Consider the following 26,628-nt stretch of genomic DNA (forward strand, 5'->3'; position numbering starts at 1 on the left):
ACCCCAGCGCAGCGGCCAAACTGGTCAAAAGACACAAGGAGGCGCACGATGTTCAAGTCCGTACTGGTCATCGGTCATTTCCGCGGCATTCGCCTGGAAGTTCACATCAGTTGGCTGATCATCTTTGCCCTGTTGCTGACGACCATGAGCGCGGGGTTTCAGAACCAGTATCCCGACTGGTCCCTTACCAGCGCCGTCGTCACTGCATTGGTGACCGCGCTGCTGTTCTTTGCCTCCATCCTTGCCCATGAGCTGGGACACAGCCTCGTGGCGATCCGTCGAGGCGTTCTCGTCACGGCAATCACCCTGTTCATCTTCGGCGGCGTCGCTCAGATGGCACGCGACCCCGACAAAGCCGACGACGAGTTCTGGATCGCCATCGCCGGGCCGGGCGTCAGTTTCGTCCTGGCGGGCATCTTCGGCCTGCTGGCCGCACTCACCAGCGGCTGGTATCAGCCCGTCCCCGTTGCCTTGGGCTGGTTGGCAACGATCAATCTGCTGGTGGCCGTCTTCAACCTGATCCCCGGCTTCCCTCTCGATGGTGGACGGGTCCTGCGGGCCTTGGTCTGGAAGCTGAGCAATAATGCAGACAAGGCAAACGAAGTAGCCTTTGCCAGCGGCAAGCTGGTCGCCTACGGCCTGTTCGGCCTGTCCGTATGGAACATGGTAGGGGGCAATCTCGTCGGCGGGCTGTGGATCATGCTGATCGCCTGGTTCCTGCTCAACATGACCCAGGCTCAGAGCCGCATGTACATGCTCAGAGAACGCCTGGCCGGCGTGCGGGCACGAGACCTTGCCGACCCCGACGTCCCCTTGGTGAATGGGCAACGTCCGGTTGATGCTTGGTTGTACCAGGACGTCCTTCCCTCGGGCCGCCGCGCCTTTCTGGTGGGTCGCGACATCGCTCATGTGGAGGGCCTGGTCTCGCTGACCGACACACGCCGGGTGGCGCAATCACAGTGGCCCGACACCCGGCTGGCGGAGATCATGACACCGACCGACAAGCTGTATCATGTCGCCCCGGGTGCCAGGGCCGACGAGATACTCCAGTTGCTCAACGAGCACGGTCTGAATCAGGTTCCGGTCATGGAAGACGGGCGTGTCACTGGCTGGATCGATCGCCAGCGTCTGCTGCGCAGCATCGAAATCCACTTGGAAGTGAAGCGCTGACAGTCATGGCGCAGCGGGAGTCGATTATTGAACCCTACGCCTCTTACCGGCGCCCTCAAGGGGCTCGGCCAGGCACACTCGGTTGCGCCCGTCGGCCTTCGCCCGATAGAGCGCCTCGTCGAGACGCTTATAGCACTGGGATTCCGGCTCGTCGAGGCCCAGCTCGGCGACGCCGAAGCTGCTGGTGATTCCGGGTACCGGGCTGAAATCCTCCTCCTCGACCGCCCGGCGCAGGCGCTCGGCCAGCGTCACGGCTCCGGCCAGCGGCGTCCCCGGCAGCAACAACATGAACTCCTCGCCACCCCAGCGTGCCAGCACGTCCACTTCACGCAGCAACGCACTGCAGGTATGCACCAGCTTGGCCAACACCATATCGCCCACGCTGTGGCCGAAGGTGTCGTTGACGCGCTTGAAGTGGTCGATATCGAACATGACCAGGCTCAGCACGCGACCGTTGCGCCGAGCTTCCTGCCGCTCGCGCACCAGCAGATCGATGAAGCGGTTGCGGTTGACCGCACCGGTCAGCGGGTCGTGGCCGGCGTGGTATTCGAGCTCGGCCTGGTAACGCTTGGCCTGGCTGATGTCGCGCATGATGGTCGCGATGCTCTCGATATCTCCGTTCTCGTCCCGACGGGTGACGATCAGCTGCGAGACCGGAATCTCGCCGTCGCGCCCAAGCACCGCCGTCTCCGCATACCAATGGCCGTGCTCCATGGCGTAGGGGATCCCCTTCTCCTGGATCAGCCGACGCGCCCATAGGGGGTGAACGGCCGTCAGTGCGTCCGACAAGGCTTCAGGCAGTATACCCAGCAACTCTCGCCCAGCCTTGTTGAGATAGACGACGCGATGATCGGCATCGGCAATCGACACGATATCCGGCGAGGCATCGAGCAGATGCGTGAGACGCTCCTGGTTGACCTGGGCCGCGTAGCGTTCCGTCACGTCTTCGACGATGCCGCTGTATTCGATGTCGCCACCCGTCGCGGTCTGTCGATAGGCAGTCACTTCAGCATGGATGAGACGCCCTTTCAGAGTACGCAATCGCAGTGGGCGGCGAAGCACGGCGCCGTCGCGTTCGAGGTCGGTCAGGAAGCGGTTGATCTCTTTGGGGCAGTAGTAGAACCCGCTCATCGGCGCGGAAAAGAGCGCCCGGTGGGAATCCGCCTCGAAGATGCGCAGCATGGCGGGATTGGCGGCAGAGAAGTGCCCCCGTGGATCCGCCGTATGACGGTAGACACCCACCGGCAGATTGTGGAACAGCTCATTGTAGGTCTCGAGCTGGGCGCAGTAACGCTTCTCGTCGGTGACGTCGACGATGATCGAATGCAGATATTCGCGTTCTCTCAGCAGCACCGGACCCGAATAGACGTGAACGTCACGAATCTCCCCGTTGGCCAGGCGATGGCGAAACTCAAAGAAGAGCTGCTGGCAGGATGTCGCCCTGGCCATGCCGGCATGAATCTCCTCGGGGGCCATGCAGTTGATATCGGTGATCTTGAGCTGCTTGAGGGTGTCGAGCGGATAGCCGTAGAAGGCCACGGCAGAGGCATTGGCGTCGACGATGCGACCGTCGCAGGGATCGATCAGCAGCTTGATCGCCGGGTTGGTGTTGAACAACTGCTGGTAGAAAGGTTCGTTGCCTGCTCGGGTGCCCTGAGCAAGCGGTGCCAGGGTCAATTGCCACGCAGCCTGGCCTTGCCATTGGGTACGCCGTAGCAGCGCCTCGAACGGCGGTTGGCCATCGATGCCCTGGCACACGACGCTGGCGGTCGTGGTTTCCTGCTGTGCCAGAGCGGCTTCGAGCGCCTGTCGGTCGGCATTACCCAAGAGGGCCTGCCACGACATGCTCGCGACCTCTCCGGCGAGGTCGAAGTAGTGCCGGGCAGCCTCGTTGGCGTAGCACAATGGCCAGTCCTGCTTGGCTCCAACCACTAGAACCGGCAGGGGCAAATCATATAGCAGGCGGCCTTGATCGTCGCCAAAAGGCGCCGTCGAGTTACCTTCGTTCACAGCCGGTTCCCTTGCGTATCGGCGCTTTACAACAGCTACCAAGGACCGCAACCTGTCCAGGGATCTGTCTCTGCGCCTTATAATAGTCGCTAAGTCTAGCGGTAGGTACGGCCTGAGACTAAATCAGCAGACAACCTACAACTTACAGATTTAGGCTTTCCTGGCGAGGATGAACAGATTCCTCGGCGTCAATTTCGCGTCGCAGAACGTGCCCACCTGTGCCCTGTAGCCGGCCTCTTCCATCAAGGTGAGTCGATCCAGCACCAGCCAGATTTCCAGCGGCCGACGGAACAAGTGACGCACCAGTTCCAGCCGTGCCACTTCGGCCTGGCGCTGCCAACCGATGCGTTCGAAAGGCACGAGATCGAACGCGCCAGGCAGCGCCAGCCCCTTTCGCGACGCCGCCCAGCGGCAGAAATCTTCGAAGCGCTCGGGAAGCTGGCCATATGCCAGGCTGGGTACCGGCAGGTAGCGGTCCTCGCCACGCAGTTCACGCTGCAGCTCGTCGAACCCCAACCGCCAGGCATTGGCTTGCTCACGACGACGACGCACGCCGCGTGGTGCGGTAACCGTTTCCTGCACCGCCAAGCTCAAGTCGTCGCGGTTCAGTCGCAGGCCGAAGTCGCCTGACAGCGCACGGCCTCGCGCCGACACGGGCCGATATACTGCCTCCTGCGTACGGTGGTAACAGCACGGCGCCAGCGTGACCGCGCTCCCCGCAGCCACTGCCAGCTCGAGCAGCCGCACGTGTAGGTCGCCGCAGGCATGCAGCGCGACGACATGGGTCTGGGAAGAGAGATGGCGCACCACATCCGGCGCCATGACATCCTGCTGCCGCATGCATACGGCGGCTCGCTGTTTCGCCGCCAGGCGGCGCCCCTCTGCGCATAGTGGTGCCTGCCACTCCAGCGCGGCGACCTCCGTGGCATGACAACGGGCCAGAGCGCGGGCCAGGTGCCCCTTACCGGCGCACCATTCCAGCAGGCTGTCCTTTGCAGAAACCTGCAAATGTCGAGCGAAGGCCTCGATCTGCAGCCACTTGCGGCCGCCCACGTGTTGCCCCCAGGCTGGGGGCAACGAGAAGTTCTCGGCCGCCAGCGGCGCCAGACGCACCAGATCGGCCAGCTCCTCGACCGGCAGCCAAGCACGCAGCAGCGAATCCTGCAAGGGGTCGGCCTGCAGGCGTGTCACCTCGTCATCGCTCAGTTGCCGCAGCATCTCAGCCAGCTCCCGGTAGGCCGACTGCCAGGGTGGCTGGCGATACATGAATGGCGCGGGTTGCCACAGCGGCTGCCACCCGGCCAACAGTTCCGTGAGGCGGGAAAAGCGGCGCTCAGTATTCGATTCTGGATGCTTCGGCATCGAACTTCACCGAGATGTCGATGCCTTCGTCTGCGATGGCGTCCTCCCCCAGTTCTTTCTGCAGGGCGAGGGTGCCCTCGACTCTGCCGGTCAGATGAACCTTGCTGCCCTGTAGGTCGAAAGCCTTCAGATTCAGTTGCACCGAGGCATTGTCGGACGTGAACACGGGCGGCATGGCGGTAGCTCCGATGGGATGCAGGACATCGAATGACGTCACTTCCCCTTCTACCAAGGTGATGCTGAGCGAGAGTGAATCCCGGACCTGCCAATCGTCGGGCTCGACAAAGCCGACCAGATCGATCGTCACCTGATCGCCTAGCTCAACGAAAGTAGCGTTGGAGTCGGTTCCCTGGCTGACGATGAACCATTCGCGCTCCTCCCCGTCGAGCAATCCGACCATGCTTCCGCTGATCTCGGGCTCATCCGGCGTGCTGGCCGCCACCGGGATGACCGCCAACAGGGCCCACGCCCCCAGCCACGCCCATGGCGCGCGCTTGCTTTTCATGATTCCCCCTTGCCGCCGCTGCGGCGCGTCTACAGCCGCTCGGCGCCATTCTCAAGCGCCCCCGCCTACCTGACAAGCCCAAGGCGCTCATGCCACTCTGCAAGGCTCTCCTGCGGGTAGCGATCGAAGCACTTGTCGTGCGGCTTGACATCCGGCTCGACCCAGTCGGCCTTGCTGTCCAGCAGCAGATGAACCCGCTCGGGTGGTATCGGCAATGGTGTGTCGATGGCCGAGGCGAAAGGGTGTACCAGCGTCGGCCAGCTCGGGTCGAAGACCCACAGGGCACTGCCGCAGCGGGAACAGAAATGACGCTCGCCCGAGCTCGGTTCGCCATCGATTAGCGCATGGTAGACAGAGATGTGCTCCTCCCCCGCGACTCGAAGCGTGTCGTAGCGGCCACCGAGGTTGATGGCATATCCGCCGCCTCCTGCGGTCTTGCGGCAGATCGAGCAGTAACAGCGCTGGTAGGGATACGGGTGCGGCGACTCGAGCTCGAAGGTGACCGCTCCGCAGTGACAGGACCCTTGCAAATGCATGGCTTGTCTCGCAGCTTCGGTGAATGTTCCTTCAGCGTAGCTGCTGGCTTGGCCCTGACGAGGCAGCCGGGCCGTTACGCCGAATCCGGCGACAGTGGTATGGTCTGGGCAGACTTCGCCGATGCGCACAGCGAATGCCTAACCCCTCAGGCACAAGGATACCGCAATGATCGACCTCTGGACCTGGACCACTCCCAACGGACGCAAGGTTTCCATTCTGCTCGAGGAGCTCGGCCTGCCCTACCGCACCCACGCCGTCGACATCACCCAGGGCGAGCAGCACGAGCCGGACTTCCTTGCGGTCAGCCCCAACAACAAGATACCCGCCATTCGTGATGACGATACCGGCATCGCCCTGATGGAGTCGGGTGCCATCCTCTTTTATCTGGCCGAAAAGGCCGAGCGATTCCTGCCCAAGGATCCGGAGAAGCGCTATCGCACCCTGGAGTGGCTAATGTGGCAGATGGGCGGCCTCGGCCCTTTTCTCGGCCAGGCGCACCACTTCCTTCACTTCAATCCCGGCAAGGCCCCCTACGCCGAGGAGCGCTTCCATGGCGAGGCGCAGCGTCTCTACCACGTCATGGAGGCACGCCTGGCCGATCACGCCTACCTGGCCGGCGACGAGTACACCATCGCCGATATCGCCTGCTGGCCCTGGGTATCGCGCTACGAGTGGCAGCGCATCGATCTCGCCGACTATCCCAACGTCAAGCGCTGGTACCTCGAGATTGCCAAGCGCCCGGCGGTTCAGCGCGGCTATCAGGTGCCGAAACAGGTCAACGAGATCCCGCTGCCATGAGTCGTCATGCCCCTTCCCACGGCGGCACGCCACCCAGCGTTCTGGTGACCGGTGGCTCCAGCGGCATCGGTCATGCCGCGGCACATGTCATGGCGCAGCGCGGCTGGCGGGTCTTCACCACGGCTCGCCGCGAGGAGGATATCGCACGGCTAGAGGGAGAGGGTCTCGAAGTTCTGTCCCTGGAGCTTTCCTCCAGCGAATCGATCGAGCGCTGCGTTGCGCAGTTGCTGGAGCGTACCGATGGACGACTCGACGCCCTGTTCAACAATGCCGCCTACGGACAGCCGGGCGCGGTGGAGGATCTTTCCCGGGAGGTGCTGCGCGCTCAGTTGGAAGCCAACCTGCTCGGCACGCACGAACTCACCACACGGATCATTCCTGTGATGCGCAAGCAAGGCAGCGGACGCATCGTGCAGAACAGCTCGGTGCTTGGCTTCGCCGCCCTGCCCTACCGTGGCGCCTACGTGTGCTCGAAGTTTGCCCTGGAGGGATTGACAGATGCCCTGCGCCAGGAGCTGCATGGCAGCGGCATCCATGTCAGCCTGATCGAGCCCGGCCCTATCGCCAGCCGCTTTCGCGAGAATGCCTATCGCGCCTTCAGGGTCAACATCGATACAGAGCACAGCGTTCACCGCGAGACCTATCGCGCCGTGGAAGCGCGGCTGGCGGGTCGCAAGGACTCCTCCGGCGGCGCTTTCACCCTGGGTCCCGATGCCGTGGTCGACAAGCTGATCCACGCGCTGGAAAGCCGGCGCCCCAAACCGCGCTATCATGTGACTCTGCCCACCCACCTGTTCGGCGTGCTCAAGCGACTGCTCTCCACGCGCGGCATGGATCGGGTGCTGCTGGCCTCGACACGCGACGAGCGCAGAACCTAGCCGATTTATCATTATTAGGAGAGATACACTTGGGTCGACTCATCTCGCTGATGTTCATCGCCGCCCTGGCCTATGGCGGCCTCTACTTCTATTACGGCCATGTCGTCGAACAGGCCCTCGAGGAGCAGCTCGAGGCACGCGGGCTAACCGCACTGGAGGTACAGCGCATCGAATACGAGCCGCTGGCGCCCCTCAGCACCGAGGCCACCATCCGCGCGGAAGTCGGCTACCGCGGTGCCGATGCCACGGTCACCATTCGCCTGCACGGCCACCCGCTGTTTTCGGACGAAATGCGCATGGAGCTCGACGGCCTGCAGAACCTGCGGCTTAGGTTCAACGTGGGAGAATGATCGAAAGGAGCGACGAGTTCGCGAGGCATGGCTCTCATGCTATGCTCGCCGCCCTGAACCCACCAACATGACGGGAGCACGACATGGCCAGGGCAACGGCACGGCACATTCTGGTAAACGACGAAGCGAAGTGCGAGGCCCTCAAGGCCGAGATCGAGGGTGGCCGCGACTTCGCCGAAGTGGCACGCGAGCACTCCACCTGCCCCTCGGGCCGCCAGGGCGGCGACTTGGGCAGCTTCGGACCCGGGCAGATGGTGCGCGAGTTCGACGAAGTGGTGTTCTCCGGCGAGCTGAACAAGGTTCACGGCCCGGTGAAGACTCAGTTCGGCTATCATCTGCTGGAAATCACCAGCCGCAGCTGATGCCAGCCCCGGTGCCCCCCGCCGGGGCCACGCCCAAAGCCGCCGTGCCTGCCACGGCGGCTTTGTCGTTTCTGCAATGTCGCCCCCTCCCTTGACCTTATGGAAACCTGGCCTGCTACCTTTAGTCGTTCATGCTGATAGCAAGGAGTCGTGTGTGACAGGGAAGCAACAGGAGCAGGAAGCTCATTTCCGTGACCGGGTACCCGACCCGCCTCAAGGCAGGCAGCGCATCAAGTGGTACGGCCCCGGCCTGCTGTGGATGCTCTCCGCCGTGGGTACTGGCTCGATCCTCTTCACCCCTCGCGTGGCCTCCGCCTACGAGTATCAGCTGCTGTGGATACTGCTAATGGTGGTGCTGTTCATGTGGGTCATGATCCGGGAGATGGCGCGCTACTCCATCGTCACCGGCCACTCCATGCTGGAGGGCATGCACACACTCAGCGGGCCGAGGAACTGGGCCGTATGGGTAATCTTCGTGCCGCAGTTGCTGGCGGCGGCGATCGGCATCGCCGGGCTTGCCGCCGTCGTCGGCAGTGCCCTAGGCGAAACCATGCCCGGCAACAACACGCTCTATGCCATGGCCATGGTGGTGGCTTCCACCCTGTTCACCGCCACCGGGCGCTACTCGATGATCGAGACTTTCAGTCGCGTGATGGCTCTGGCGCTGATGGTGATGGCCATTATCACGGCGGTCATCGTCTTTCCCGGCCTGGCGCCGCTCGCCGAGGGTCTCACCTTCAACTGGCCCGAGAGCCCTGATCTTTATGTGATCCTGCCTTGGGTGGGCACCATTCTTGCCGGTTCCATGGGCATCGTCTGGTTCGGCTACTGGACCGCCACCCGTGGCTTCGGCGGTGGCCTGCAGAGCCGAGAACCCGATGACGAGCAGCCCGACGACTCGCGCAGGGAGATGAACAGGACCGGCCCGAAGCCGCAGGAAACCCGTGTCGCCCATGCCCGGGGCTGGATTCGCGCCATGAGCGTGACCGCGGCACTCGGCGTGGTCGGCGGGCTGGTGGTGATCTTCTCTTTCCTTGTGCTCGGCGCTGAACTGCTGGCCCCGGAAGGCATCATGCCCGAGGGTCCGGAGGTCGCGGTGGACCTGACCCGTATCTTCTCGGAGGTGTGGGGAGAGGTCGGTCGCTATGTGTTGCTGGCGGCGATCGTCATCGCGCTGGGCGGCAGCATCCTGGCCAACCAGGACGGCTGGGGCCGCAGCTTCGCCGACATGACCCTTATCGTGACCCGGGCCCGTCGCGAGGCCGCTGAACCGGGTCCGCTGCTGAAGGGTCTGACTAGCCTCGATCGGTGGCTGCCGTGGGACATGTTAGAGCGTCGCTGGCTCAAGCGGCTCTATATCGTCGTCGTGACCGGCATCGTGCCACTGCTCATCCTGCTGGCTTTCAGCGATCCAGTGCAGGTCATGTCCGTTTCGGGCATCATTGCGGCAGCCCATACGCCCTTCATTGCCCTGGCCGCGCTCTACGTCAACCGCACGCGCCTGCCGACGGCGCTCAGACCGGGCTTGACGGCAACCGTCACGATGACCCTGGCCGGGCTCTTCTACCTCGGCTTTGCCGTGCTTTATCTCCTCAACATGGCGGGCCTGTTGAATGGCTGATGTACAAGGACGAAGCGCCTTTGCCTGTTCCGTCAAGCACTGCGCCTGGCGTTGCCACGCGCTAGGATAGGGCATGTCGATTCGCTCTTTCGAAAACAGGAACACCGCATGACTCTTTCAGCCAATCTCGCGCCGATCGCCATGGCCGAGCATGGGACTGCCGGTGGCGACATCGGCGCCGGTACGCCGATGATTCAGGTCGAGAGGCTCTCCAAGGCCTATGGCGACGGTTTCCAGGCGCTGAAGGAGGTCGACCTGACCATTCGCCGCGGCGAGATCTTTGCCTTGCTCGGCCCCAACGGCGCCGGCAAGACCACGCTGATCAGCGTGATCTGTGGGCTGGTCAACGCTACCAGCGGAAGCGTCAAGGTGGATGGTTTCGACAATGTGACCCAGTATCGCGAGGCACGCGAGCGAATCGGCCTGGTGCCACAGGAGCTGACCAACGAGGCTTTCACCACGGTGTGGGATACGGTCAGCTTCAGTCGCGGGCTATTCGGCAAGCCCAAGGACCCGGCACACATCGAAAACGTGCTGAGGGCCCTGACCTTGTGGGACAAGCGCGACAATCGCCTGCTGGAGCTCTCGGGCGGAATGAAACGCCGGGTTCTGATTGCCAAGGCGCTGTCGCACAAGCCCCAGGTGCTGTTCCTCGACGAACCTACCGCCGGTGTCGACGTGGAGCTGCGCCGCGAGATGTGGGAGGTGGTACGCGGCCTGCGCGACCAGGGCGTTACCATCATCCTCACCACCCACTACATCGAGGAAGCCGAGGAGATGGCCGATCGCATCGGTGTGATTCGCCGCGGTGAACTGGTGTTGGTCGAGGAGAAGTCCACGCTGATGCGCCAGTTGGGCCGCAAGGAGCTGACGCTGCACCTCGCCACTCCACTGGATGCCGTGCCTGCCGCCCTCGCCGGCCACGATCTGGTACTGACCGAAGAGGGCCATGCGCTGGTCTACACCTACGACGTCACCCACCTGGACGAAGGCACCGGCATCGCCGGTCTGCTGGCCGATCTGGAGGCGACCGGCATTCGTGTCAAGGATCTGCATACCCGCCAGAGCTCGCTGGAGGAAATCTTCGTCAACCTGGTCAGGGAGAGAACATGAACCTGCAGTCGGTCAAGACCATCTATCTGGCCGAGATGGCCCGCAGCCTGCGCACCGTTCTGCAGAGCATCGTCTCGCCAGTGGTGTCCACCTCGCTCTACTTCGTGGTGTTCGGCGCTGCCATCGGCTCGCGTATCAGCGAGGTGGACGGTGTGAGCTACGGCGCCTTCATCGTGCCCGGACTGATCATGCTAATGCTGTTGACCCAGAGCGTTTCGACCGCCTCGTTCGGCATTTTCTTCCCACGCTTTTCGGGCACCATCTACGAGATCCTCTCGGCACCGATCTCGTACTTCGAGGTCGTGCTCGGCTATGTCGGCGCGGCGGCCACCAAGTCGGTGATCCTCGGCTTGATCGTGCTCGGCACGGCCCGCCTGTTCGTGTCCTTCTCGATCGAATACCCGCTGGTAATGCTGCTATTCTTGATTCTCACTGCGCTGACCTTCAGCCTGCTCGGTTTCATCATCGGCATCTGGGCCGACGGCTTCGAGAAACTGCAACTGGTGCCTCTGCTGATCGTCACGCCACTGACCTTCCTTGGCGGCACCTTCTACTCCATCGATATGCTCCCGGACTTCTGGCAGGCCGTGACCCTGCTCAACCCGGTGGTCTATTTGGTCAGCGGGTTCCGCTGGAGCTTCTACGGCTCTGGAGATGTCAGCATCTGGGCCAGCCTGGCCATCATCACGCTGTTCCTCGGCGTCGCACTGGCGGTGATCAGTTGGATCTTTCGCACCGGCTATCGCCTCAAGCCATAGGTTGGCCGTTTGGGCATAGTTACGCCTGGCGCGTCTGGCGGTTCTTGACCATCCTTTAAAAGCATTACCCTCCGTTACCGGGCGTGAGGGGAAAGCTGTTGCAAGACCAGTCAGTTCAGGAAAAAAATCAATAAAAGCCGTTGTTTGGCGTCAGACGACCTTGATGCCATCTCTCAAGGGAACAATGCATGACTGCTGGAAAGCACGAGGCTGAGGAGGGGGCTTCGCTTGACTGGCGCGACGAATTTCAGGACGCCGCGCTGGAGGCCCTGTATCGCCGTACCATGCAGCTGCAAGACGCGCAGCAGTTACGTCATGCGCTCCATCTCGTTGCCGGAGTTTTCCTGCTCTTTGGCGTGGCAGACTATCTCCTGCTCGGCACGAGTATCCATCTGCTGGCCCTGCTCCTCATCCGCCTCCTCGTGGCACTCAGTTGCCTGGCGCTGGCACGCCTGATCGGTCGCCATTCGGCGCACGCCCATCGCCCGATATCGCTCAACCTGGTCTATTTCATCGCTCTCACCGGCTTGCTGACCTCCATCCTGTTGCACCCCGGCAGCATTGGCCTGCATATCTCGAGCGTCGTGGTGGCATGCCTGGCCATCTACCTGCTGGTACCCAACCGCTTGCCGTGGATCTTGGCCTGGAGCGGCTACCTGGCGAGCGGGTTCATTGTGATCGCGGCTCTATGGAAACCCCTTTCCCCCGGCATGCTGGCCAGCACCGCCTTGATACTCGCCTTTGCCAACCTGATGGGCTGGCTGACTTACGCTCGCCTCAACCGGTTGCAGCGCAAGCAGTTCGCCCTGCTGGTGGCGGAGCGCGAAGTCAATCGCAAGCTGCAGAAGGAGATCGAAGAGCGCCAGTTGTTGGAGGCTCGTCTCCGCCACATGGCCAGCACCGATCCGCTCACGGGTCTCGCCAACCGCAGGCATTTCTTCGACCTGGCCGAACGCGAGTTCAGCCGTGCCCAGCGCGACGGTATGCCGCTGACTATCTGCATGGTCGATATCGACTTGTTCAAGACGCTCAACGACCATCACGGCCATGCCGTCGGCGACCTCGTCCTGACCACTGTCGCCTCCTGCTGCGCCTCGGTGCTGCGAGAAACGGATATCATCGGCCGCTACGGCGGCGAAGAGTTCGTCATCGCCCTGCCCCAGGCCGATCTCGAAACCGCCACCTTCATCGCCGAACGCCTGCGCCGCAAGGTGACATCGCTGCACTTACCCATGTTCGAGGAGGGCCAGCATCTCTCCGTGACGGTGGGCATCAGCCAGATCAGGCTCGACGAGGGGAAGCTCGAACAGGCGCTGCAGCGCGCGGACAATGCGCTCTATGTCGGCAAGGCCCGCGGGCGCAACTGCGTGGTTGTGGCAGGCGATACCCCCTCCACGATAGCCGCCGGCGCCTGACGAGCAGCAGCCGAGCACGCATCGTGCCGCCCATGGGTTGATCTCATCCATGGGCCGGGTATGATGCGCCTCTCCATGCCGGCGCAGCGCTGCCGGATATCCATGCTGTCTCCCTTCGCTTCGCAGGAATACCGGCCATGCCGATACAGCACTGCATCGTCCACGCCATCGACAAGACCGGAAGCGACCAGCCCGCCAGCCTGAAGCCGGCAAACGCGGAGCTGGCTCCCTCTGCGCTGCTGGAGGAGCTGCTGGCGAGCTTCCACGACGCCTACCATGCCAAGACCAAGGCTTGGGGACACTTCATTGCAGAGAGCGACGACCCGCACGAAACGGTGGCAGAATTCGCCAGCGACCTGGCCGGCCACCTCGACGGAAATAGCGATTTCGTGGCCTTCACCCGTGCTGCGGCCGAGCGCCTGCTGCCGGTGATCGATGCCCACCTCTCGGTCTCTGGCCACCTGCTGTGCGTCGATTACCGCCAGGGCGAGACGCATTACTTCGCCGCGGCGCTACTCCATCAGCGCGAAGGAGTCGGAGTCACCGACTCGCTGGATATCGTACCCGCCAGGCAGCTCAACCTGGCGCGCATGAGCCTGGGCCTGCGTATCAATCTGACCCAGTGGCGCGACGGTGCAGCCTCTCGTCACTATCTCTCATGGATTCATGACCGCGGCGGCAAGAAGCTCTCCGAGGATCTGGCCGGCGTGCTCGGCGCCACTGAGGGCATCGACGCTACCGGCGAGACTCGCACGCTGCTCAAGGCCTTCAGCGACTACGTGGAGCAGCAGGACATGCCCGAGGAGCAGAGCCGGGAGCAGACCGAGACGCTGATCGACTATGCCAACGAGCAGGCCGGGCGCGGCGAACCGATTACCCTGGAAGCGCTCTCCGAGCTGCTCGACGAGCAGCAGCCCAAGGCCTTCTACGACCATATCCGCAACGCCGACTACGGCCTCTCCCCCGAGATCCCTCCCGACAAGCGTACCCTGCGGCAATTTCGCCGCTTCACCGGGCGCGCCGGCGGCATGTCGATCAGCTTCGACTCCCACCTGCTCGGCTCCAGCATCGAGTACGACGAGAGCCAGGACCGCCTGATCATCAAGCAAGTGCCCAAGCAGTTGAAGGAACAATTGAAGAAACGCCAGAGCTGACCCGGCCCTGGCACGCACCCGCCGGCGTGGACGCTACGCGATGTCGTGAGCCGCTTCCGCCGCCGCCAGCCATTCGCGCAGAACCTGTTGCCCGCGGATCCTGAGCCCAGGACCGTAACGTGCAGCCTGCTCACGCAGCGCTACCGGATCGATTCCCGCGGCGTCCAGTTCGGCGGCATGTCCGATCAGCCAAGGCTCGATCCTGGCCGGGTCCACCTCGAGATGAAACTGCAGGCCCAGCACTTGCTCGCCGACGGCAAAGGCCTGGTGGGAGCAGGCATGGCTGTAGGCCAGGCGTGTGGCACCGGGCGGTGTCTCGAACATGTCGCCATGCCAGTGCAGCACGACGTCCGGGTTGCCGAGATGGCGCAGCGCTCCCACTTGGCCTTCGCGGGTCAACGAGACATCGGCGAAGCCGATCTCCTTCTCCGGCATGGGAAATACCCGCCCCCCCATGGCCCGAGCGATCAGTTGGGCCCCTAGGCAGATGCCGAGCAGTGGACGGCCCGCCTCGAGGCGATGGCGGATGGCGTCCAGCTCCGCTGACAGGAAAGGATAGAGCGCATCATCGTTGGCCCCGATGGGGGCGCCGAGCACCACCATCAGCTCCGGGCTATCGACATCCAGCGCCTCGAGGGCATCGGGGCCGAGCAGCCCAGGATCGAGATAGCGAACACGATAACCGCATTCCTCGAGAATCGGCTCGAAGATACCCAGATCCTCGAAGGCCACGTGGCGAATGGCAACGACACTCTTCATGAACGAGAAGCTCCCTTTCCTTTCTGAACGGTTTGGCGTTTGCGCCAACACCTTAGCAGCATAGCCAATGCAGCCTGCGCCAAGGAACCGCCCGAGTTTGCCGTTCGGGCGCAAACCCGACTAGCTTGAGTGTGCAGCAGCGAGAAGGCACTTCAACGCAGTAGCGAGGAGGGAACCCTGGCCATGCAGGACACGGAAGTGGCAACCCAGGAGAAACCGCTGGTGGTGATCACAGGTGCTTCGGGTGGCGTGGGAACCGCGCTGACCCAGAGCCTCAAGGATGACTATCTCATCATCGGCCTGGACAGAAGCAGCGGAGAAGAGACCCATGAGAGCTACGAATTCGACCTGACCGACGTCGAATCCATCCGCGAAGCGCTGGACAAGATCCGCGAAAGGCATGGGCACGACATTGCCGCGGTGGTGCATCTGGCCGCCTACTTCGACTTCACCGGCGAGGAGTCGCCGCTCTACGAAAAGGTCAACGAGCAAGGCACCAGGAACCTGCTGGATGCGCTCAGCGACATGAACGTCGGGCGTTTCGTCTATTCAAGCACCATGCTGGTCCACGAACCGCAGGTGCCGGGTCACCGGGTCAGCGAAGAGACCCCGATCGGACCTACCTGGCCCTACCCGCAGTCCAAGGCGCGCACCGAAGAAGTGATTCGCAAGCATGCCAGCATGCCCTATACCCTGCTGCGACTCGCCGGCATGTACGACGAGAAGACCAGCGTGCCCACCCTGTCGCACCAGATCGCGCGTATCTACGAGCATACCTTCAAGAGCCACTTTTATTCGGGCAACACCAACGCCGGCCAGGCCTGCGTACACAAGGAGGACATGATCGATGCCTTCCGCCGCACCATCGACCGCCGCCGCGAGCTGCCCGAGCATAACGAGATCCTCATTGGCGAGGAACACGCCGTCAGCTACGAGGCGCTGCAAAACCGGCTCGGTGAGCTGATCCACGGCAAGAAGAAGTGGAAGACCGTGGTGATGCCCAAGCCGCTGGCCAAGACCGGTGCGCTGCTGGAAGAAAAGAGCGAACCGCTGGTGCCGGACGATTTCGACAAGGGCGAGAAGCCCTTCATCCGCCCGTTCATGATCGACATGGCCGACGACCACTACGAGCTGGACATTCGCCGCGCGCGGGAGCAACTGGGTTGGGAGCCACGCCATGGGGTCTTCGACACGCTCGAGGCCATGGTCGACAACCTGCTCGCCGACCCACACGGCTGGTACCAGGCCAACGGCATCACCCCGCCCGACTGGGTCGAGGAAGCCGAGGAGAAGGGCGCCAACCCCGAGCGGGTATTAGAGGACTACCAGGCCCATGCCCAGCGTGAGCATTATCGCTTCCTGTGGGCGCACTTCTTCAATGTCGCCCTGGGCGCCTGGCTGGTGGCCTCCCCCGCCACGCTCGGCTACAGCGGCGGCATGGCCGTGAGCGACATGGCCTCGGGGCTACTGCTGGCGCTGTTCGGTGCGCTCTCGCTGTCGTTGAAGATGAGCTGGGCGCGCTGGGCGGCGGCGGTAGTCGGCCTGTGGGTGCTGTTCGCCCCGCTGGTGTTCTGGAGCGAAAGCGCCGCGGCTTACCTCAACGGCACGCTGGTCGGCACCCTCGCCATCGGCTTCGCCGCTCTGGTGCGACCGGCGCCGGGGTTATCGCCCGCCGCAGCGATGACCGGCCCCACCACGCCGCCCGGCTGGAACAACAACCCCTCGAGCTGGTTCCAGCGCATGCCGATCATCGTACTCGCATGCGTCGGCTTCTTCGTATCGCGCTACCTCGCCGCCTACCAGCTCGGTCATATCGATGTGGTATGGGATCCGTTCTTCGCCGGCACCCGCGGCGGGCTCAACGGCACCGAGGACATCATCACCTCCAAGGCCTCCGAGGCGTGGCCGGTACCCGACGCCGGCCTGGGTGGCATCGTCTACATGCTGGAGATCCTGCTCGGCTTCGTTGGCGCGACCAACCGCTGGCGCACCATGCCTTGGATCGTCGCCTCGTTCGGCGTGCTGATCGTGCCGCTCGGCGTGGTCTCGGTGACCTTCATCATCATCCAGCCAATCCTGATCGGCACCTGGTGTTCCCTGTGTCTGCTACAGGCCGGCGCGATGCTGCTGCAGATCGCCTACGCCTTCAACGAGTTCGTCGCCACCGGGGAATTTCTCAAGCGGCGTCACAAGGCCGGTGCACCGCTGCTAAAGATCTTCTTCACCGGTGACACCGACGAGGGACCCAACGAGTCGACCGCGGAAAACTTCCAGCGCAAACCCAGCCGCATCATCGGCGATGCGCTCGCCACTGGCGTAAACCTGCCGTGGAATCTGGCGCTGTGCCTCCTGATTGGCGCCTGGCTGATGTTCACGCGGGTGACCTTCGGTGCCGAAGGCACCCTGGCCAACTGGGATCACCTGATCGGTTCGCTGATCGTCACCGTGAGCGTGGTCGCCATGGCCGAATCGGCACGCCCCGTGCGCTGGCTGCTGATACCGCTCGCAGCCATGCTGCTCTTCATCCCCTTCCTGCACGACGCCGATATGGCAACAACCGTCAACAGCCTGGTCTGCGGGGCTGCCGTGATTTCCCTCAGCCCGCGCCGCGGGCCGATATGCGGCCAATACGGCAGCTGGAGCCGGCTGCTGGGCTGAGGGCGGAGCTGGCCGACAGGGAGCGCTCCCGGGGCGCTTCCTGTCGCTTTCATGCACACACCCGGCCACACTGGTATCGTGTCGGCATGCCTGCCACGAGCGACAACCCCACCATGACCTCACGCCCCGACCCTCGGGTACTGCTGCGCCTGATCGCGTTGCTGGCGCCCTATCGTGCCCGGCTGGCCATCGCCGCCCTGGCGCTGCTGCTGGCCTCCGCCAGCGTACTGTTGCTGGGCCAGGGGCTGCGCCTGGTAATCGACCAGGGCTTCCTCGCCGAGGACAGCAACCGCCTCAACCAGATGCTGGCCGCCATGCTCGCGATGGTAAGCGTGCTGGCCGGCGCTTCCGCCCTGCGCTATTACCAGGTGAGCTGGATCGGCGAGCGGCTGGCCGCCGACTTGCGCCGCCAGGTGTATGACCATCTGCTTGACCTAGAGCCGGCCTTCTTCGAGAGCGCAGCCCACCGTGATCGCGGCCCCGCCGAGATCGCCTCGCGCTTGACCGCCGACACCAGCGTACTGCAGACCCTGTTCGGCTCGTCGATCTCGCTGGCGCTGCGCAACCTGGTGATGCTGCTGGGCGCGGTGGCGCTGATGCTGGTAACGCAGCCTTGGCTCTCGGCGCTGGTGCTGGTCGGCATCCCCGTCACGGTGCTGCCGATCCTGTGGTTTGGCCGCCGCGTGCGGCACCTCTCCCGTCACAGCCAGGACCGAGTGGCCGAACTCGGCCGCTACGCCAGCGAGACCCTCGACGGAATCCGCACTGTGCAGGCATTTACCCATGAAGCCATCGACCGTCACGACTACGGCGAACGCGTCGAACAGGCCTTCGCCACCGCCGTGGTGCGCACTCGCCAGCGCGCCTGGCTGACCGGAGCAGCCATGCTGGCAGTATTCGCCGCGGTGGGCCTAATGCTGTGGCAAGGCGGCCAGGCAGTGCTGGCCGGCGAGATGAGCGCGGGCGAGCTTTCCGCCTTCGTCTTTTATGCCGTGCTGGCCGCCGGGGCGGTGGCCACCCTGGCCGAGGTCGCCGGCGACGTGCAGCGGGCCGCCGGCGCCGCCGAACGCTTGCTCGAACTGCTCGACGCCGAGCCGGGCATTCGTCCACCGGCGCAGCCGACGTCCCTTCCCCAGCCACTGCGCGGCGAGATCCGCCTGGAAAACGTGAGCTTTGCGTACCCGGGTCGCACGCTACCGGCGCTCGACTCCCTCGAACTATGGATTCGACCCGGTGAGCGCATTGCCCTGGTGGGGCCCTCCGGGGCCGGCAAGAGCACACTGCTGGGGTTGCTGCTGCGCTTCCACGACCCCGATCGGGGCCGCGTAACTCTCGATGGGATCGACCTGCGTGCACTGGATCCCCGCGAACTGCGTGCCGCCATGGGCCTGGTCGCCCAGGAGCCGGTACTGTTCACCGGCTCGGTGGCCGACAACCTGCGTTACGGCAAGCCCGACGCCAGCCTCGACGAGCTTCGCGCCGCTGCACGCGATGCCAACGCCCTGGGTTTCATCGAGGCCCTGCCCGACGGCTTCGACACCCAGCTCGGGCCGGGCGGCGTGCAGCTCTCCGGCGGCCAGCGCCAGCGCCTGGCAATAGCTCGCGCGCTGCTAAAGGATCCCCGCGTGCTGCTGCTCGACGAAGCGACCAGCGCGCTGGATGCCGAGAGCGAACGCCTGGTCCAGCAGGCCCTGGACAGGTTGATGGCCGGACGCACCAGCCTGGTAATCGCCCACCGGCTGGCCACGGTGACCGCTGCTGATCGCCTGCTGGTGTTCGACGAAGGCCAGCTCGTCGCCGCCGGCCGCCACGCCGAACTGCTCGACCAGAGCCCGCTCTACCGTCACCTGGCGGAGCTGCAGTTTGGCCGCCACCGGGTCGAAGCATGAGCAAGAAGGCGATTGGTCCTGTTCAGATGGTGTTTCGCAAGCCCAGCTCGTAGGGGTGGGGATCGAGGTAGGTCTGTTGGCGGATGTACGCCGAACCGTGGCGCTTCACATAGTGGTTGAGCAGGCGCACCGGTACGGCGAGATGCACATGGCCCAGGCGGTACTCCTCCACCGCCTGCAGCAGGTCCTGCTTGACCTCGCTGTCCACCGCCTGCTTCAGGTAACCGAGCACGTGCATCAGCGCGTTGGTGTGGGTCTTTCGCGTGGCCGGGCGCGACAGCGCCGCCATGAAGCGTTGCAGATACGAGCGCTTGACTTCTTGCAACGGCAATGCATGCGCCTCGCTGCCCAGATAGCGGCCCAGCTCGCGGTAGGCTTCCACGTGATGCGCCATCAGCAGGTACTTCTGGCGGCTGTGGAACTGGATCAGGGCGTGGAACTCGCTCGCCTCTTCAACGTGGCGCTTCCAGTCGTCGAAGGCGAATACCCGGGTGATGAAGTTCTCGCGCAGCACGGCGTCGTTCATGCGCGCCTCCTCCTCCAGCGGCAGCTCGGGGAAGCAATCACGCATCACCTGCACAAAGAGTCCCGAGTCGGCATGGCTGGGCATGCCGTTCTCATGATAGACCTTGACCCGCTCCAGCCCGCAGCTAGGCGAACCCTTCATCAGAATGAAGCCACGCAAATGTCGGTGACGGGCTATGAACGCCTCGCCGACCTCTCTCAGGCGCTCGGTGACATCGAGCTCCGGGTCGACAGTGCCCTTCACCCGCGGCGGTTCACCGGGCGAGCCGACCAGGCGAATCGGCTCCCGAGGAACGCCCAGACCAGCCTCGAGTTCGGGGCAGAACGGCTCGAAGGAGAAGCACTCCTGCAGCACCTCCAGGCAGTAGCGGGAACGCTTGTGTCCGCCGTTGTAGCGCACCTGCTCGCCCATCAGGCAGGCACTGATGCCTACCGGAATGGCTGTCGTAGACGTTGTCGCTTCCGCCAAGGCAAACCTCTCATTTCAGGCCACACCGGTTTATCGTCGCCGTTCCGACGCTTTCCGGCAAGGGGAATGCCGGCTAGAAGGCCTCCTGCTCTGCTGTTACGGCACTCGCCTGTAGTCGTGGCAGTCCCATCAGATTGGGTGTAGCAGGCGCCGGTGCCTGGACGTCGCTCCGATGCCGTGGCATCGACGCTTCGCCGCCGAGGGCAAAGGCATTGATCAGGCGCGTCAACATTTCCGCCTGGCTGCGCATGACGGCGGCGGTGTCGCTATTGTGGCCGACCATCGCGGCATTCTGCTGGGTCATAGTATCCATTTGGCTGACTGCCGAGTTGACCTCATGGATACCGACGCTCTGCTCACGCGAGCCGGCGCTGATCTCGGCGATGACATCATTCACTTCGGTAATGCTGGTGAAGATCTCCTGCATGGTGAGGCCGGCGTGGTGCACGATCTCCGTGCCCTGGCGCGTTCGCGTCATCGACTCGTCGATCAGCGTCTTGATCTCACGCGCGGCGTCGGCCGAACGCTGGGCCAGGGAGCGAACCTCCTGGGCCACCACGGCGAAGCCGCGGCCATGCTCGCCGGCCCTGGCAGCCTCGACGGAAGCGTTGAGCGCCAGGATGTTGGTCTGGAAGGCGATGCCGTCGATCAACGAGACGATCTCGCCGATCTTCACCGAGGAAGCATTGATCTGCTCCATCGTCTCCTCGACCCGCTGCATCGACGCCTTGCCCTGCTGTGCCACTTCGCCGCTGCGACGCACCAACTGATCGGCCTGCTGGGTGTGCTCGGCGTTGTTCTGCACCGTAGCCGTTATCTCCTCCATCGCCGAGGAGGTCTGTTGCAGACTGGCGGCTGCCTGGTCGGTACGCGAGGCCAGGTCGTCGCTGCTGCGTGCGATGCTCAGTGAGGCAGCATATACCCCATTGGCGCTTTCCCTCACCTCGCGCAGCGTTGCCTGAATACGTTCGAGAAAACCATTGAACTGCCGCGCCAGCTCCCCGATTTCGTCCTTGCTGGTGACGCTAAGACGTCGGGTCAGGTCACCGCGCCCCTCGGCCACGCCCTGAGCGATCTCGTGCATGTCGCTGGCGGTGCGGCGGATCTGGCGCACCGTGCGGCGCGTGATCCAGATGGCGAAGCACGTGATGATCAGGTTGATGGCCGAAGCGATGAGCCACAGCCTTACCAGAGTCTTCACCAGTTGCTCCCGGGCGGTGGCTTCGATACCCACCATGGCGGCGTCGACATCGTTGGCATACACGCCGGCACCGACCACCCAATTCCATTCGGGAAAAGCCATGACATGGGAGTATTTCGGCTCCACTTCGCCGCTGGCCGGGTTACGCCATTCATATTCGTAGGCACCTCCGCCACCGCGTGCGATGTCGATCATGTCTCGAATAAGCGGCTTGCCGCCGGGATCCACAGCACCCAACATGTTGCGCCCTTCCTGTTCAGGCACAGCCGGCTGGACCAGCATGGTGCCCTCGTAGTCGAAGACGAAAACATAGTTATCCTCCTCGAAGCGCAGATCGCGCAGCAGCTCGATGGCCGTCTGCCTAGCCGCATCAGGGTCGCCGACATTACCAGCCACGCTTTCGATCAAGGTGCTGGCCATGGCGACGAGGTTTTCGATCCCGTGTCGTCGAGACTCGAGCAAAAACTCACGCTGCTGCGTCAGTTGCAAGCGGTTGGCCTCAATGCGCTCGAGTCCTTCGAGAACCAGCAGGCACGAGGAGGAAACTATCAGCGGTACCAGGACCAGAAGCAGGATCTTGTTCTGCAGGTTGAGCGTCAGCAGCCGCTTGAGGCTGGCAAACCCGTTCCCTTTGTTTGCGTACGTTTTCATGGCGAGGCCGTTTGCGAGTGGTGTCATTGATATTGTTCAGGAATCGTTATGCCTGCCATGAAGCCCCAAGCCTGCCCGCTGCACCAGTGGCGCCAAGACTAAATTCCTCAACTTGTTGATCTGCATCAACCTAACGACACCATCCCGCTTTCCAGCCCCAGCCATCCTTGTGAAGGAAAGCCAGCCATAGGCGCTGGCTTTCCAGTTGCTCGAGATCCTCGCGAAGCCTTTCAGGAGGCGTCGCGAGGGAGGCTGTGGCCGGCAACCAGGCCGTATCGATCTTGGGTGCTTGCCGCGCCGGCTGCAGGAAATCATGCTCAAGCACCGCGAGAAAGCCGTTCAGTGCATGCAGCGTACTCTCCAGCTGAAAGCGCACTGACGGCGACAACGACTCATGGCCATAGCAAACGATGGCGAGGGATTGGTAGAGCCGAAACAGCGCCACCGGCAAAGCCTGGTCCGGAGCCGCCTGGTGATAATAGTGAAGGATCGGATAGGCGAGGTGTTGCTGCCCCACGGTGATGATGCTCGCCTTGAGGCCGTCGGCCTGGCGGGCCAGCTCTTCGAAATTGCCGCTCTCCTCGAATCTGCTCACGATGCCTGCCGGCGTGGGGCCAAGCGTATGAATGGAAAGCGCCAGCTGACGCTTCTGCACCAGCGCCGACATGACCGAGAGAATATAGGTCACGGCGAGAGTAAGCAGGAAGAAGCCGTTGGCCGCTGCCAACACCGCCAATACCTGCCACTTACCCGTGCCTGCGACGAAGTCTCCGTACCCCAGCGTAGTAAGGGTGTAACCGACGAAATAGAGTCGTTCCACGGGGTTGGCATAGGTGCCCGAAGCGGGATGAAACACCGCTACCTCATGACTGCTGAAGGCCAGCCACCACCCCAGCCAGACCAGCCCGACCCATACCGTGATCAGGCTGACGGTGAGCCACGGTCCGACGCCCCCAAGCAGTCCTTTCCACCCGAGCCGCCGCTGCAACCCCAGCGCAACGAACCAGACGAGTCGCCCCAACCAACCGGTAATGGGCCCGGCTCCGGTTGCCGCAAGCGTGGTTTTGACAGCATCGTAGATGACCAGCCCCACCAGAAGAAAACCGCTTGTTGCAATGAATATCGCCATGCCGCTTTCCTTGCCAATCGAATGGTTTGTGCCGTTACCCTAGCCCATGAATTCGCTCAGTGGAGCCATAGGCTGACTGCTCCCGGCAAGAAGGCCACTTCACGTAAGTCATTCTGCCGCTGTCGGATATCCTTCTTTAGAAAAGCAAACTTTTCTTTGCATTAGGAAACTCCTATGACCTTGATCCCCCCAAGTGTCGTTCCTACGTTTACCCGTGATGGCAGACGCCAGCAGTGCCGGAAGTACCGGTAAATGGATGTACGAACACGCTTGTGATTCGACAGGCACTTTAGGAAGGAGATCTGACATGGCACAGCGCAACCAGAATCCGGGCAACTTTGCCAACGACCCGCAGAAAGCTGCCGAGGCCGGCCAGAAAGGCGGCCACGAAAGCAGCGGAAACTTTGCCAACGACCCGCAACGCGCGTCCGAGGCCGGACACAAAGGCGGCCAGCAGAGCAGCGGAAATTTTGCCAACGACCCACAGCGCGCGTCCGAGGCCGGCCAGAAAGGCGGTCATGAAAGCGGCGGTAACTTTGCCAACGACCCGCAGCGCGCGTCCGAGGCCGGCCAGAAAGGCGGTCATGAAAGCGGCGGTAACTTTGCCAACGACCCGCAGCGCGCCTCCGAAGCCGGCCAGAAAGGCGGTCAGCATAGCGGTGGCAACTTTGCCAACGACCCGCAAAAGGCCTCCGAAGCCGGCCAGAAAGGTGGTCAGCATAGCGGTGGCAACTTTGCCAACGACCCGCAAAAGGCCTCCGAAGCCGGCCAGAAAGGTGGCAAGAACCAAGGACGCTAAGCGATTCTGATGTTCCGTCCATCTCAGGGATCGAGGCAATGGGCAGGAAGCTTTGGCGGAACGAAGAATGGCTCTGCTTGCGAAGCTGTCAGGTACACCCTGGCAGCTTTTTCTGTGCTTGACGTTGTCGTACTCGACGAAGGTCGAGTTGCGGCAGAGGTGCCGAGCGCTCACCCTACCCAACAATAAAAAAGACCCCCCGAAGGGGGTCAGGTGGAGCACGCCAGCTCACATCGGTAAATCGCCTTGGTTCCTCACCGTTGGCGACGTTGCCGAGGAAGGTGAAGCCGACCTTCCTGCAGCGTTGTTCGGTTAGCTGACAAACATAATGCGATTACTGCGCCAACAACTACAGAAATGCTTGAAAAACAAAGCCCTGCAAGAAAAACAGCTACGCAGGCTTTGTGCCATCTACCGCCAGCTCACCATCTTTGCACCACCGAAGATCGCTTAAGCAATTTCTTGCCACATTTTGATGCGTTGCAAAATTAGCGTAACGACATAAAACAGCCGAGCACCGCTACGCTGCCGTACCTCATTACAGCCACTCGCGAGTGACCTCCATTACACGCCCATCCACCGTGCGTTGCAGCTTTTCCTCGATTTCACTGCACAGCGACTCCGCTTTCTGACGCTCGTTACCCATCACCACGAAGGTCCATTCGCTGGCTTCCAGTCGGCCGTGCTCGCCGCTCTCGCATACCGCCACCACCGGGTTGCGACCATAGCGTTCATGCAGGCCACCCATGCGCTGGCGCTTCTCCTTTAGCGACGTACAGCCGGGTAGGGAAATCCGTACATTCATGACGGCGATATGCATACTACACTCCCTTTTCGTGATCGATTATCGCCCTGGCGGCTACACGCTAGCATACACATCGACCATGGCCTGACCGAGTGTGCGTCTGACGCTTGCAGTGCCCATGCCAAACTGGCATGAGGCCGGCCCTACAGGCGATATCGCAACGCAGCAAGCCATGCTATATAAGCGCTGAGTTCTCCCGCTCCCTTCCTCAGGACACTCCCATGCCCCTCGGCTGCTCCACCTCCGCCAGGCCCCGGTTTCTCCGTGGCCCGGCACTGCTGTTGCTCGTCGTTGCTGGTTTTCTCGTCAGTCCGCTGGCGCATGCCGCTACCGGCCCCCTGGCGTTGACGAATTCCCTGGTCGGTTTCATTGCCGTGATGCTGTTCGTGCTCGCCTATGCACTGGTGATGGCCGAAGAGAAACTTCACATGCGCAAGTCCAAGCCGGTGCTGGTCGCGGCCGGTTTGATCTGGTTCATGATCGGCTGGGTCTACGTACAGGCCGGCATGCCCGATGAGGCCGAACACGCCTTCCGCGAGACCTTGCTCGAGTTCACCGAGCTGATGCTGTTCCTGTTGGTGGCAATGACCTACATCAACGCCATGGAGGAGCGCCGGGTATTCGATGCGCTGCGCGCCTGGATGGTGCGCAAGGGCTTCAGCTATCGCCAGCTGTTCTGGTTGACCGGCGGGCTCGCCTTCGTGACCTCGCCGGTAGCCGACAACCTGACCACCGCCATGCTGATGTGCGCCGTGGTGATCAAGGTGGCAGAGGGCGACAAGCGCTTCATCAACTTGGCCTGTATCAATATCGTGGTAGCAGCCAATGCCGGCGGTGCCTTCAGCCCTTTCGGCGACATCACCACGCTGATGGTTTGGCAGGCCGGCATGCTGCAGTTCTATGAGTTCTTTGCCCTGTTGGTTCCGTCGCTGGTCAATTTCCTCGTGCCGGCAGCGATCATGACGCTTTTCATCGGCCATCGAACGCCCCACGGCGTCGAGGACGAAGTCGACCTCAAGCGCGGCGCTCGCCGCATCATCCTGCTGTTCCTGCTCACGATTGCCACCGCCGTGGCCTGCCACAGCCTGCTCCATCTGCCGCCGGTGCTGGGCATGATGACGGGCCTCGGTTATCTGCAGTTCTTCGGCTACTACCTGCGTCGTACCCTGCCCCGCTCGCTGGAACGCAAGCGTGAACACTACACGCGTACCGGCGACGAGCGTCGACTGGCCCAGCTCGGCAGCGTAGTACCGTTCGATGTGTTCAACCGCGTGGCACGGGCCGAGTGGGATACCCTGCTGTTCTTCTACGGTGTGGTCATGTGCGTGGGTGGCCTCGGCTTCATGGGTTACCTGGGCCTGGTTTCGGAAGTACTATACAGCGGCTGGGACGCCACCTGGGCCAACATCGCACTGGGTGTGGTTTCCGCGGTGGTGGACAACATTCCGGTGATGTTCGCCGTATTGACCATGCAGCCGGAAATGTCCCACGGCGATTGGCTGCTGATCACGCTCACCGCCGGGGTCGGTGGCAGTATGCTCTCGATAGGTTCCGCCGCCGGTGTAGCCCTGATGGGTCAGGCCCGTGGCTACTATACCTTCGCCGGGCACCTGCGCTGGGCTCCCGCCGTCGCCCTGGGCTACGTCGCCAGCATTCTGGTTCACCTATGGCTGAACGCGGGGAGTTTCCACGTCTACGGCTGACCTGCAA

The 26,628-nt window shown here is 63.0% G+C and carries 23 protein-coding genes; 14 read left to right on the forward strand and 9 right to left on the reverse strand.

The annotated features are described in order from the left end of the window. Positions 1–48 precede the first annotated feature (48 nt). Positions 49–1,170 (forward strand): site-2 protease family protein, encoded by a 1,122-nt coding sequence (locus KPL81_RS13145; RefSeq protein WP_219792567.1) that lies wholly within the window; start codon positions 49–51, stop codon positions 1,168–1,170. 24 nt (positions 1,171–1,194) lie between these two features. Here KPL81_RS13145 and KPL81_RS13150 read toward each other — a convergent pair whose 3' ends face one another. The 4 genes from KPL81_RS13150 to KPL81_RS13165 all read right to left on the reverse strand — a co-directional run bounded on the left by KPL81_RS13150 (position 1,195) and on the right by KPL81_RS13165 (position 5,583). After that, positions 1,195–3,180, reverse strand: coding sequence for a sensor domain-containing diguanylate cyclase (locus tag KPL81_RS13150; RefSeq protein ID WP_219792568.1), 1,986 nt, complete (start codon positions 3,178–3,180; stop codon positions 1,195–1,197). A gap of 150 nt (positions 3,181–3,330) precedes the next feature. Next, positions 3,331–4,542, reverse strand: a complete 1,212-nt coding sequence (locus KPL81_RS13155) for a methyltransferase (RefSeq protein WP_219792569.1) — start codon at positions 4,540–4,542, stop codon at positions 3,331–3,333. Then, positions 4,514–5,047 carry a hypothetical protein gene (locus KPL81_RS13160; RefSeq protein ID WP_219792570.1) on the reverse strand — a complete coding sequence of 178 codons (534 nt, stop codon included), beginning with the start codon at positions 5,045–5,047 and terminating at the stop codon, positions 4,514–4,516. The genes KPL81_RS13155 and KPL81_RS13160 overlap by 29 nt, the downstream gene beginning before the upstream one ends. 65 nt (positions 5,048–5,112) lie before the next feature. Continuing rightward, a complete protein-coding gene (locus tag KPL81_RS13165; RefSeq protein ID WP_219792571.1) occupies positions 5,113–5,583 on the reverse strand; it encodes a GFA family protein in 471 nt (156 codons plus the stop codon). 166 nt (positions 5,584–5,749) lie between these two features. Between KPL81_RS13165 and KPL81_RS13170 the strand changes: the two genes are divergently transcribed. The 9 genes from KPL81_RS13170 to yejK all read left to right on the forward strand — a co-directional run bounded on the left by KPL81_RS13170 (position 5,750) and on the right by yejK (position 14,033). Next, on the forward strand, positions 5,750–6,382 hold the full coding sequence (locus KPL81_RS13170) for a glutathione S-transferase family protein (RefSeq protein WP_219792572.1): 633 nt from the start codon (positions 5,750–5,752) through the stop codon (positions 6,380–6,382). Continuing rightward, positions 6,379–7,260: an SDR family NAD(P)-dependent oxidoreductase gene (locus KPL81_RS13175; RefSeq protein WP_219792573.1), complete on the forward strand. Its 882-nt coding sequence runs from the start codon at positions 6,379–6,381 to the stop codon at positions 7,258–7,260. The genes KPL81_RS13170 and KPL81_RS13175 overlap by 4 nt, the downstream gene beginning before the upstream one ends. A gap of 29 nt (positions 7,261–7,289) precedes the next feature. Beyond that, positions 7,290–7,610, forward strand: coding sequence for a hypothetical protein (locus KPL81_RS13180; protein ID WP_219792574.1), 321 nt, complete (start codon positions 7,290–7,292; stop codon positions 7,608–7,610). 83 nt (positions 7,611–7,693) lie between these two features. After that, complete coding sequence (locus KPL81_RS13185) at positions 7,694–7,972, forward strand: peptidylprolyl isomerase (RefSeq protein WP_209477891.1); 279 nt, start codon at positions 7,694–7,696, stop codon at positions 7,970–7,972. 154 nt (positions 7,973–8,126) lie between these two features. After that, positions 8,127–9,593 carry an Nramp family divalent metal transporter gene (locus KPL81_RS13190; RefSeq protein WP_219792575.1) on the forward strand — a complete coding sequence of 489 codons (1,467 nt, stop codon included), beginning with the start codon at positions 8,127–8,129 and terminating at the stop codon, positions 9,591–9,593. Between the two features lie 141 nt (positions 9,594–9,734). Next, complete coding sequence (locus KPL81_RS13195) at positions 9,735–10,706, forward strand: ABC transporter ATP-binding protein (RefSeq protein ID WP_219792662.1); 972 nt, start codon at positions 9,735–9,737, stop codon at positions 10,704–10,706. After that, positions 10,703–11,464, forward strand: a complete 762-nt coding sequence (locus KPL81_RS13200; protein ID WP_219792576.1) for an ABC transporter permease — start codon at positions 10,703–10,705, stop codon at positions 11,462–11,464. Before KPL81_RS13195 ends, KPL81_RS13200 begins: the two co-directional genes overlap by 4 nt. 188 nt (positions 11,465–11,652) lie before the next feature. Further along, on the forward strand, positions 11,653–12,879 hold the full coding sequence (locus KPL81_RS13205; protein ID WP_219792577.1) for a GGDEF domain-containing protein: 1,227 nt from the start codon (positions 11,653–11,655) through the stop codon (positions 12,877–12,879). A 137-nt stretch (positions 12,880–13,016) separates the two neighbouring features. After that, positions 13,017–14,033, forward strand: a complete 1,017-nt coding sequence (yejK, locus tag KPL81_RS13210) for a nucleoid-associated protein YejK (RefSeq protein ID WP_219792578.1) — start codon at positions 13,017–13,019, stop codon at positions 14,031–14,033. 33 nt (positions 14,034–14,066) lie between these two features. On the opposite strand, the gene KPL81_RS13215 is transcribed toward yejK, so the two are convergent. Further along, positions 14,067–14,792, reverse strand: a complete 726-nt coding sequence (locus KPL81_RS13215; RefSeq protein ID WP_219792579.1) for a glutamine amidotransferase — start codon at positions 14,790–14,792, stop codon at positions 14,067–14,069. Between the two features lie 183 nt (positions 14,793–14,975). Here KPL81_RS13215 and KPL81_RS13220 point away from each other — a divergent pair, with 183 nt between their 5' ends. Then, the gene (locus KPL81_RS13220) at positions 14,976–17,450 is read left to right on the forward strand and encodes an NAD-dependent epimerase/dehydratase family protein (RefSeq protein WP_219792580.1); all 2,475 of its coding nucleotides are present in this window, start codon (positions 14,976–14,978) and stop codon (positions 17,448–17,450) included. A 113-nt stretch (positions 17,451–17,563) separates the two neighbouring features. Then, positions 17,564–19,339, forward strand: coding sequence for an ABC transporter transmembrane domain-containing protein (locus KPL81_RS13225; protein ID WP_219792663.1), 1,776 nt, complete (start codon positions 17,564–17,566; stop codon positions 19,337–19,339). 22 nt (positions 19,340–19,361) lie between these two features. On the opposite strand, the gene KPL81_RS13230 is transcribed toward KPL81_RS13225, so the two are convergent. The 3 genes from KPL81_RS13230 to KPL81_RS13240 all read right to left on the reverse strand — a co-directional run bounded on the left by KPL81_RS13230 (position 19,362) and on the right by KPL81_RS13240 (position 23,314). After that, complete coding sequence (locus KPL81_RS13230; RefSeq protein ID WP_219792581.1) at positions 19,362–20,333, reverse strand: YbgA family protein; 972 nt, start codon at positions 20,331–20,333, stop codon at positions 19,362–19,364. Between the two features lie 73 nt (positions 20,334–20,406). Next, positions 20,407–22,185, reverse strand: a complete 1,779-nt coding sequence (locus KPL81_RS13235; RefSeq protein WP_219792582.1) for a methyl-accepting chemotaxis protein — start codon at positions 22,183–22,185, stop codon at positions 20,407–20,409. A gap of 130 nt (positions 22,186–22,315) precedes the next feature. After that, entirely contained in the window at positions 22,316–23,314 is a 999-nt protein-coding gene (locus KPL81_RS13240) for a potassium channel family protein (RefSeq protein ID WP_219792583.1), read from the reverse strand. A 307-nt stretch (positions 23,315–23,621) separates the two neighbouring features. On the opposite strand from KPL81_RS13240, the gene KPL81_RS20890 reads away from it, so the two are divergent. Then, positions 23,622–24,113 carry a con-10 family general stress protein gene (locus KPL81_RS20890; protein ID WP_219792584.1) on the forward strand — a complete coding sequence of 164 codons (492 nt, stop codon included), beginning with the start codon at positions 23,622–23,624 and terminating at the stop codon, positions 24,111–24,113. Between the two features lie 538 nt (positions 24,114–24,651). Here the strand turns inward: KPL81_RS20890 and KPL81_RS13250 are convergent. Continuing rightward, positions 24,652–24,933: a DUF503 domain-containing protein gene (locus tag KPL81_RS13250; RefSeq protein ID WP_219792585.1), complete on the reverse strand. Its 282-nt coding sequence runs from the start codon at positions 24,931–24,933 to the stop codon at positions 24,652–24,654. A 206-nt stretch (positions 24,934–25,139) separates the two neighbouring features. Here KPL81_RS13250 and nhaD point away from each other — a divergent pair, with 206 nt between their 5' ends. Beyond that, positions 25,140–26,621 carry a sodium:proton antiporter NhaD gene (nhaD, locus tag KPL81_RS13255; protein WP_219792586.1) on the forward strand — a complete coding sequence of 494 codons (1,482 nt, stop codon included), beginning with the start codon at positions 25,140–25,142 and terminating at the stop codon, positions 26,619–26,621. The last annotated feature ends 7 nt before the right edge of the window (positions 26,622–26,628 follow it).

The sequence above is a fragment of the Billgrantia antri genome (assembly GCF_019430905.1).
GTDB lineage: Bacteria > Pseudomonadota > Gammaproteobacteria > Pseudomonadales > Halomonadaceae > Halomonas > Halomonas antri.

Excerpts from the sequence above, each read along its gene's own strand:
- KPL81_RS13185 (WP_209477891.1), top strand. The coding sequence starts at position 7,694 with ATGGCCAGGGCAACGGCACGGCACATTCTGGTAAACGACGAAGCGAAG.
- KPL81_RS20890 (WP_219792584.1), top strand. The coding sequence starts at position 23,622 with ATGGCACAGCGCAACCAGAATCCGGGCAACTTTGCCAACGACCCGCAG.
- KPL81_RS13155 (WP_219792569.1), bottom strand. The coding sequence starts at position 4,542 with ATGCCGAAGCATCCAGAATCGAATACTGAGCGCCGCTTTTCCCGCCTC.
- nhaD (WP_219792586.1), top strand. The coding sequence starts at position 25,140 with ATGCCCCTCGGCTGCTCCACCTCCGCCAGGCCCCGGTTTCTCCGTGGC.
- KPL81_RS13225 (WP_219792663.1), top strand. The coding sequence starts at position 17,564 with ATGACCTCACGCCCCGACCCTCGGGTACTGCTGCGCCTGATCGCGTTG.
- KPL81_RS13160 (WP_219792570.1), bottom strand. The coding sequence starts at position 5,047 with ATGAAAAGCAAGCGCGCGCCATGGGCGTGGCTGGGGGCGTGGGCCCTG.
- KPL81_RS13145 (WP_219792567.1), top strand. The coding sequence starts at position 49 with ATGTTCAAGTCCGTACTGGTCATCGGTCATTTCCGCGGCATTCGCCTG.
- KPL81_RS13250 (WP_219792585.1), bottom strand. The coding sequence starts at position 24,933 with ATGCATATCGCCGTCATGAATGTACGGATTTCCCTACCCGGCTGTACG.
- KPL81_RS13195 (WP_219792662.1), top strand. The coding sequence starts at position 9,735 with ATGGCCGAGCATGGGACTGCCGGTGGCGACATCGGCGCCGGTACGCCG.
- KPL81_RS13200 (WP_219792576.1), top strand. The coding sequence starts at position 10,703 with ATGAACCTGCAGTCGGTCAAGACCATCTATCTGGCCGAGATGGCCCGC.
- KPL81_RS13215 (WP_219792579.1), bottom strand. The coding sequence starts at position 14,792 with ATGAAGAGTGTCGTTGCCATTCGCCACGTGGCCTTCGAGGATCTGGGT.
- KPL81_RS13205 (WP_219792577.1), top strand. The coding sequence starts at position 11,653 with ATGACTGCTGGAAAGCACGAGGCTGAGGAGGGGGCTTCGCTTGACTGG.
- KPL81_RS13240 (WP_219792583.1), bottom strand. The coding sequence starts at position 23,314 with ATGGCGATATTCATTGCAACAAGCGGTTTTCTTCTGGTGGGGCTGGTC.
- KPL81_RS13175 (WP_219792573.1), top strand. The coding sequence starts at position 6,379 with ATGAGTCGTCATGCCCCTTCCCACGGCGGCACGCCACCCAGCGTTCTG.
- yejK (WP_219792578.1), top strand. The coding sequence starts at position 13,017 with ATGCCGATACAGCACTGCATCGTCCACGCCATCGACAAGACCGGAAGC.
- KPL81_RS13220 (WP_219792580.1), top strand. The coding sequence starts at position 14,976 with ATGCAGGACACGGAAGTGGCAACCCAGGAGAAACCGCTGGTGGTGATC.
- KPL81_RS13170 (WP_219792572.1), top strand. The coding sequence starts at position 5,750 with ATGATCGACCTCTGGACCTGGACCACTCCCAACGGACGCAAGGTTTCC.
- KPL81_RS13165 (WP_219792571.1), bottom strand. The coding sequence starts at position 5,583 with ATGCATTTGCAAGGGTCCTGTCACTGCGGAGCGGTCACCTTCGAGCTC.
- KPL81_RS13235 (WP_219792582.1), bottom strand. The coding sequence starts at position 22,185 with ATGAAAACGTACGCAAACAAAGGGAACGGGTTTGCCAGCCTCAAGCGG.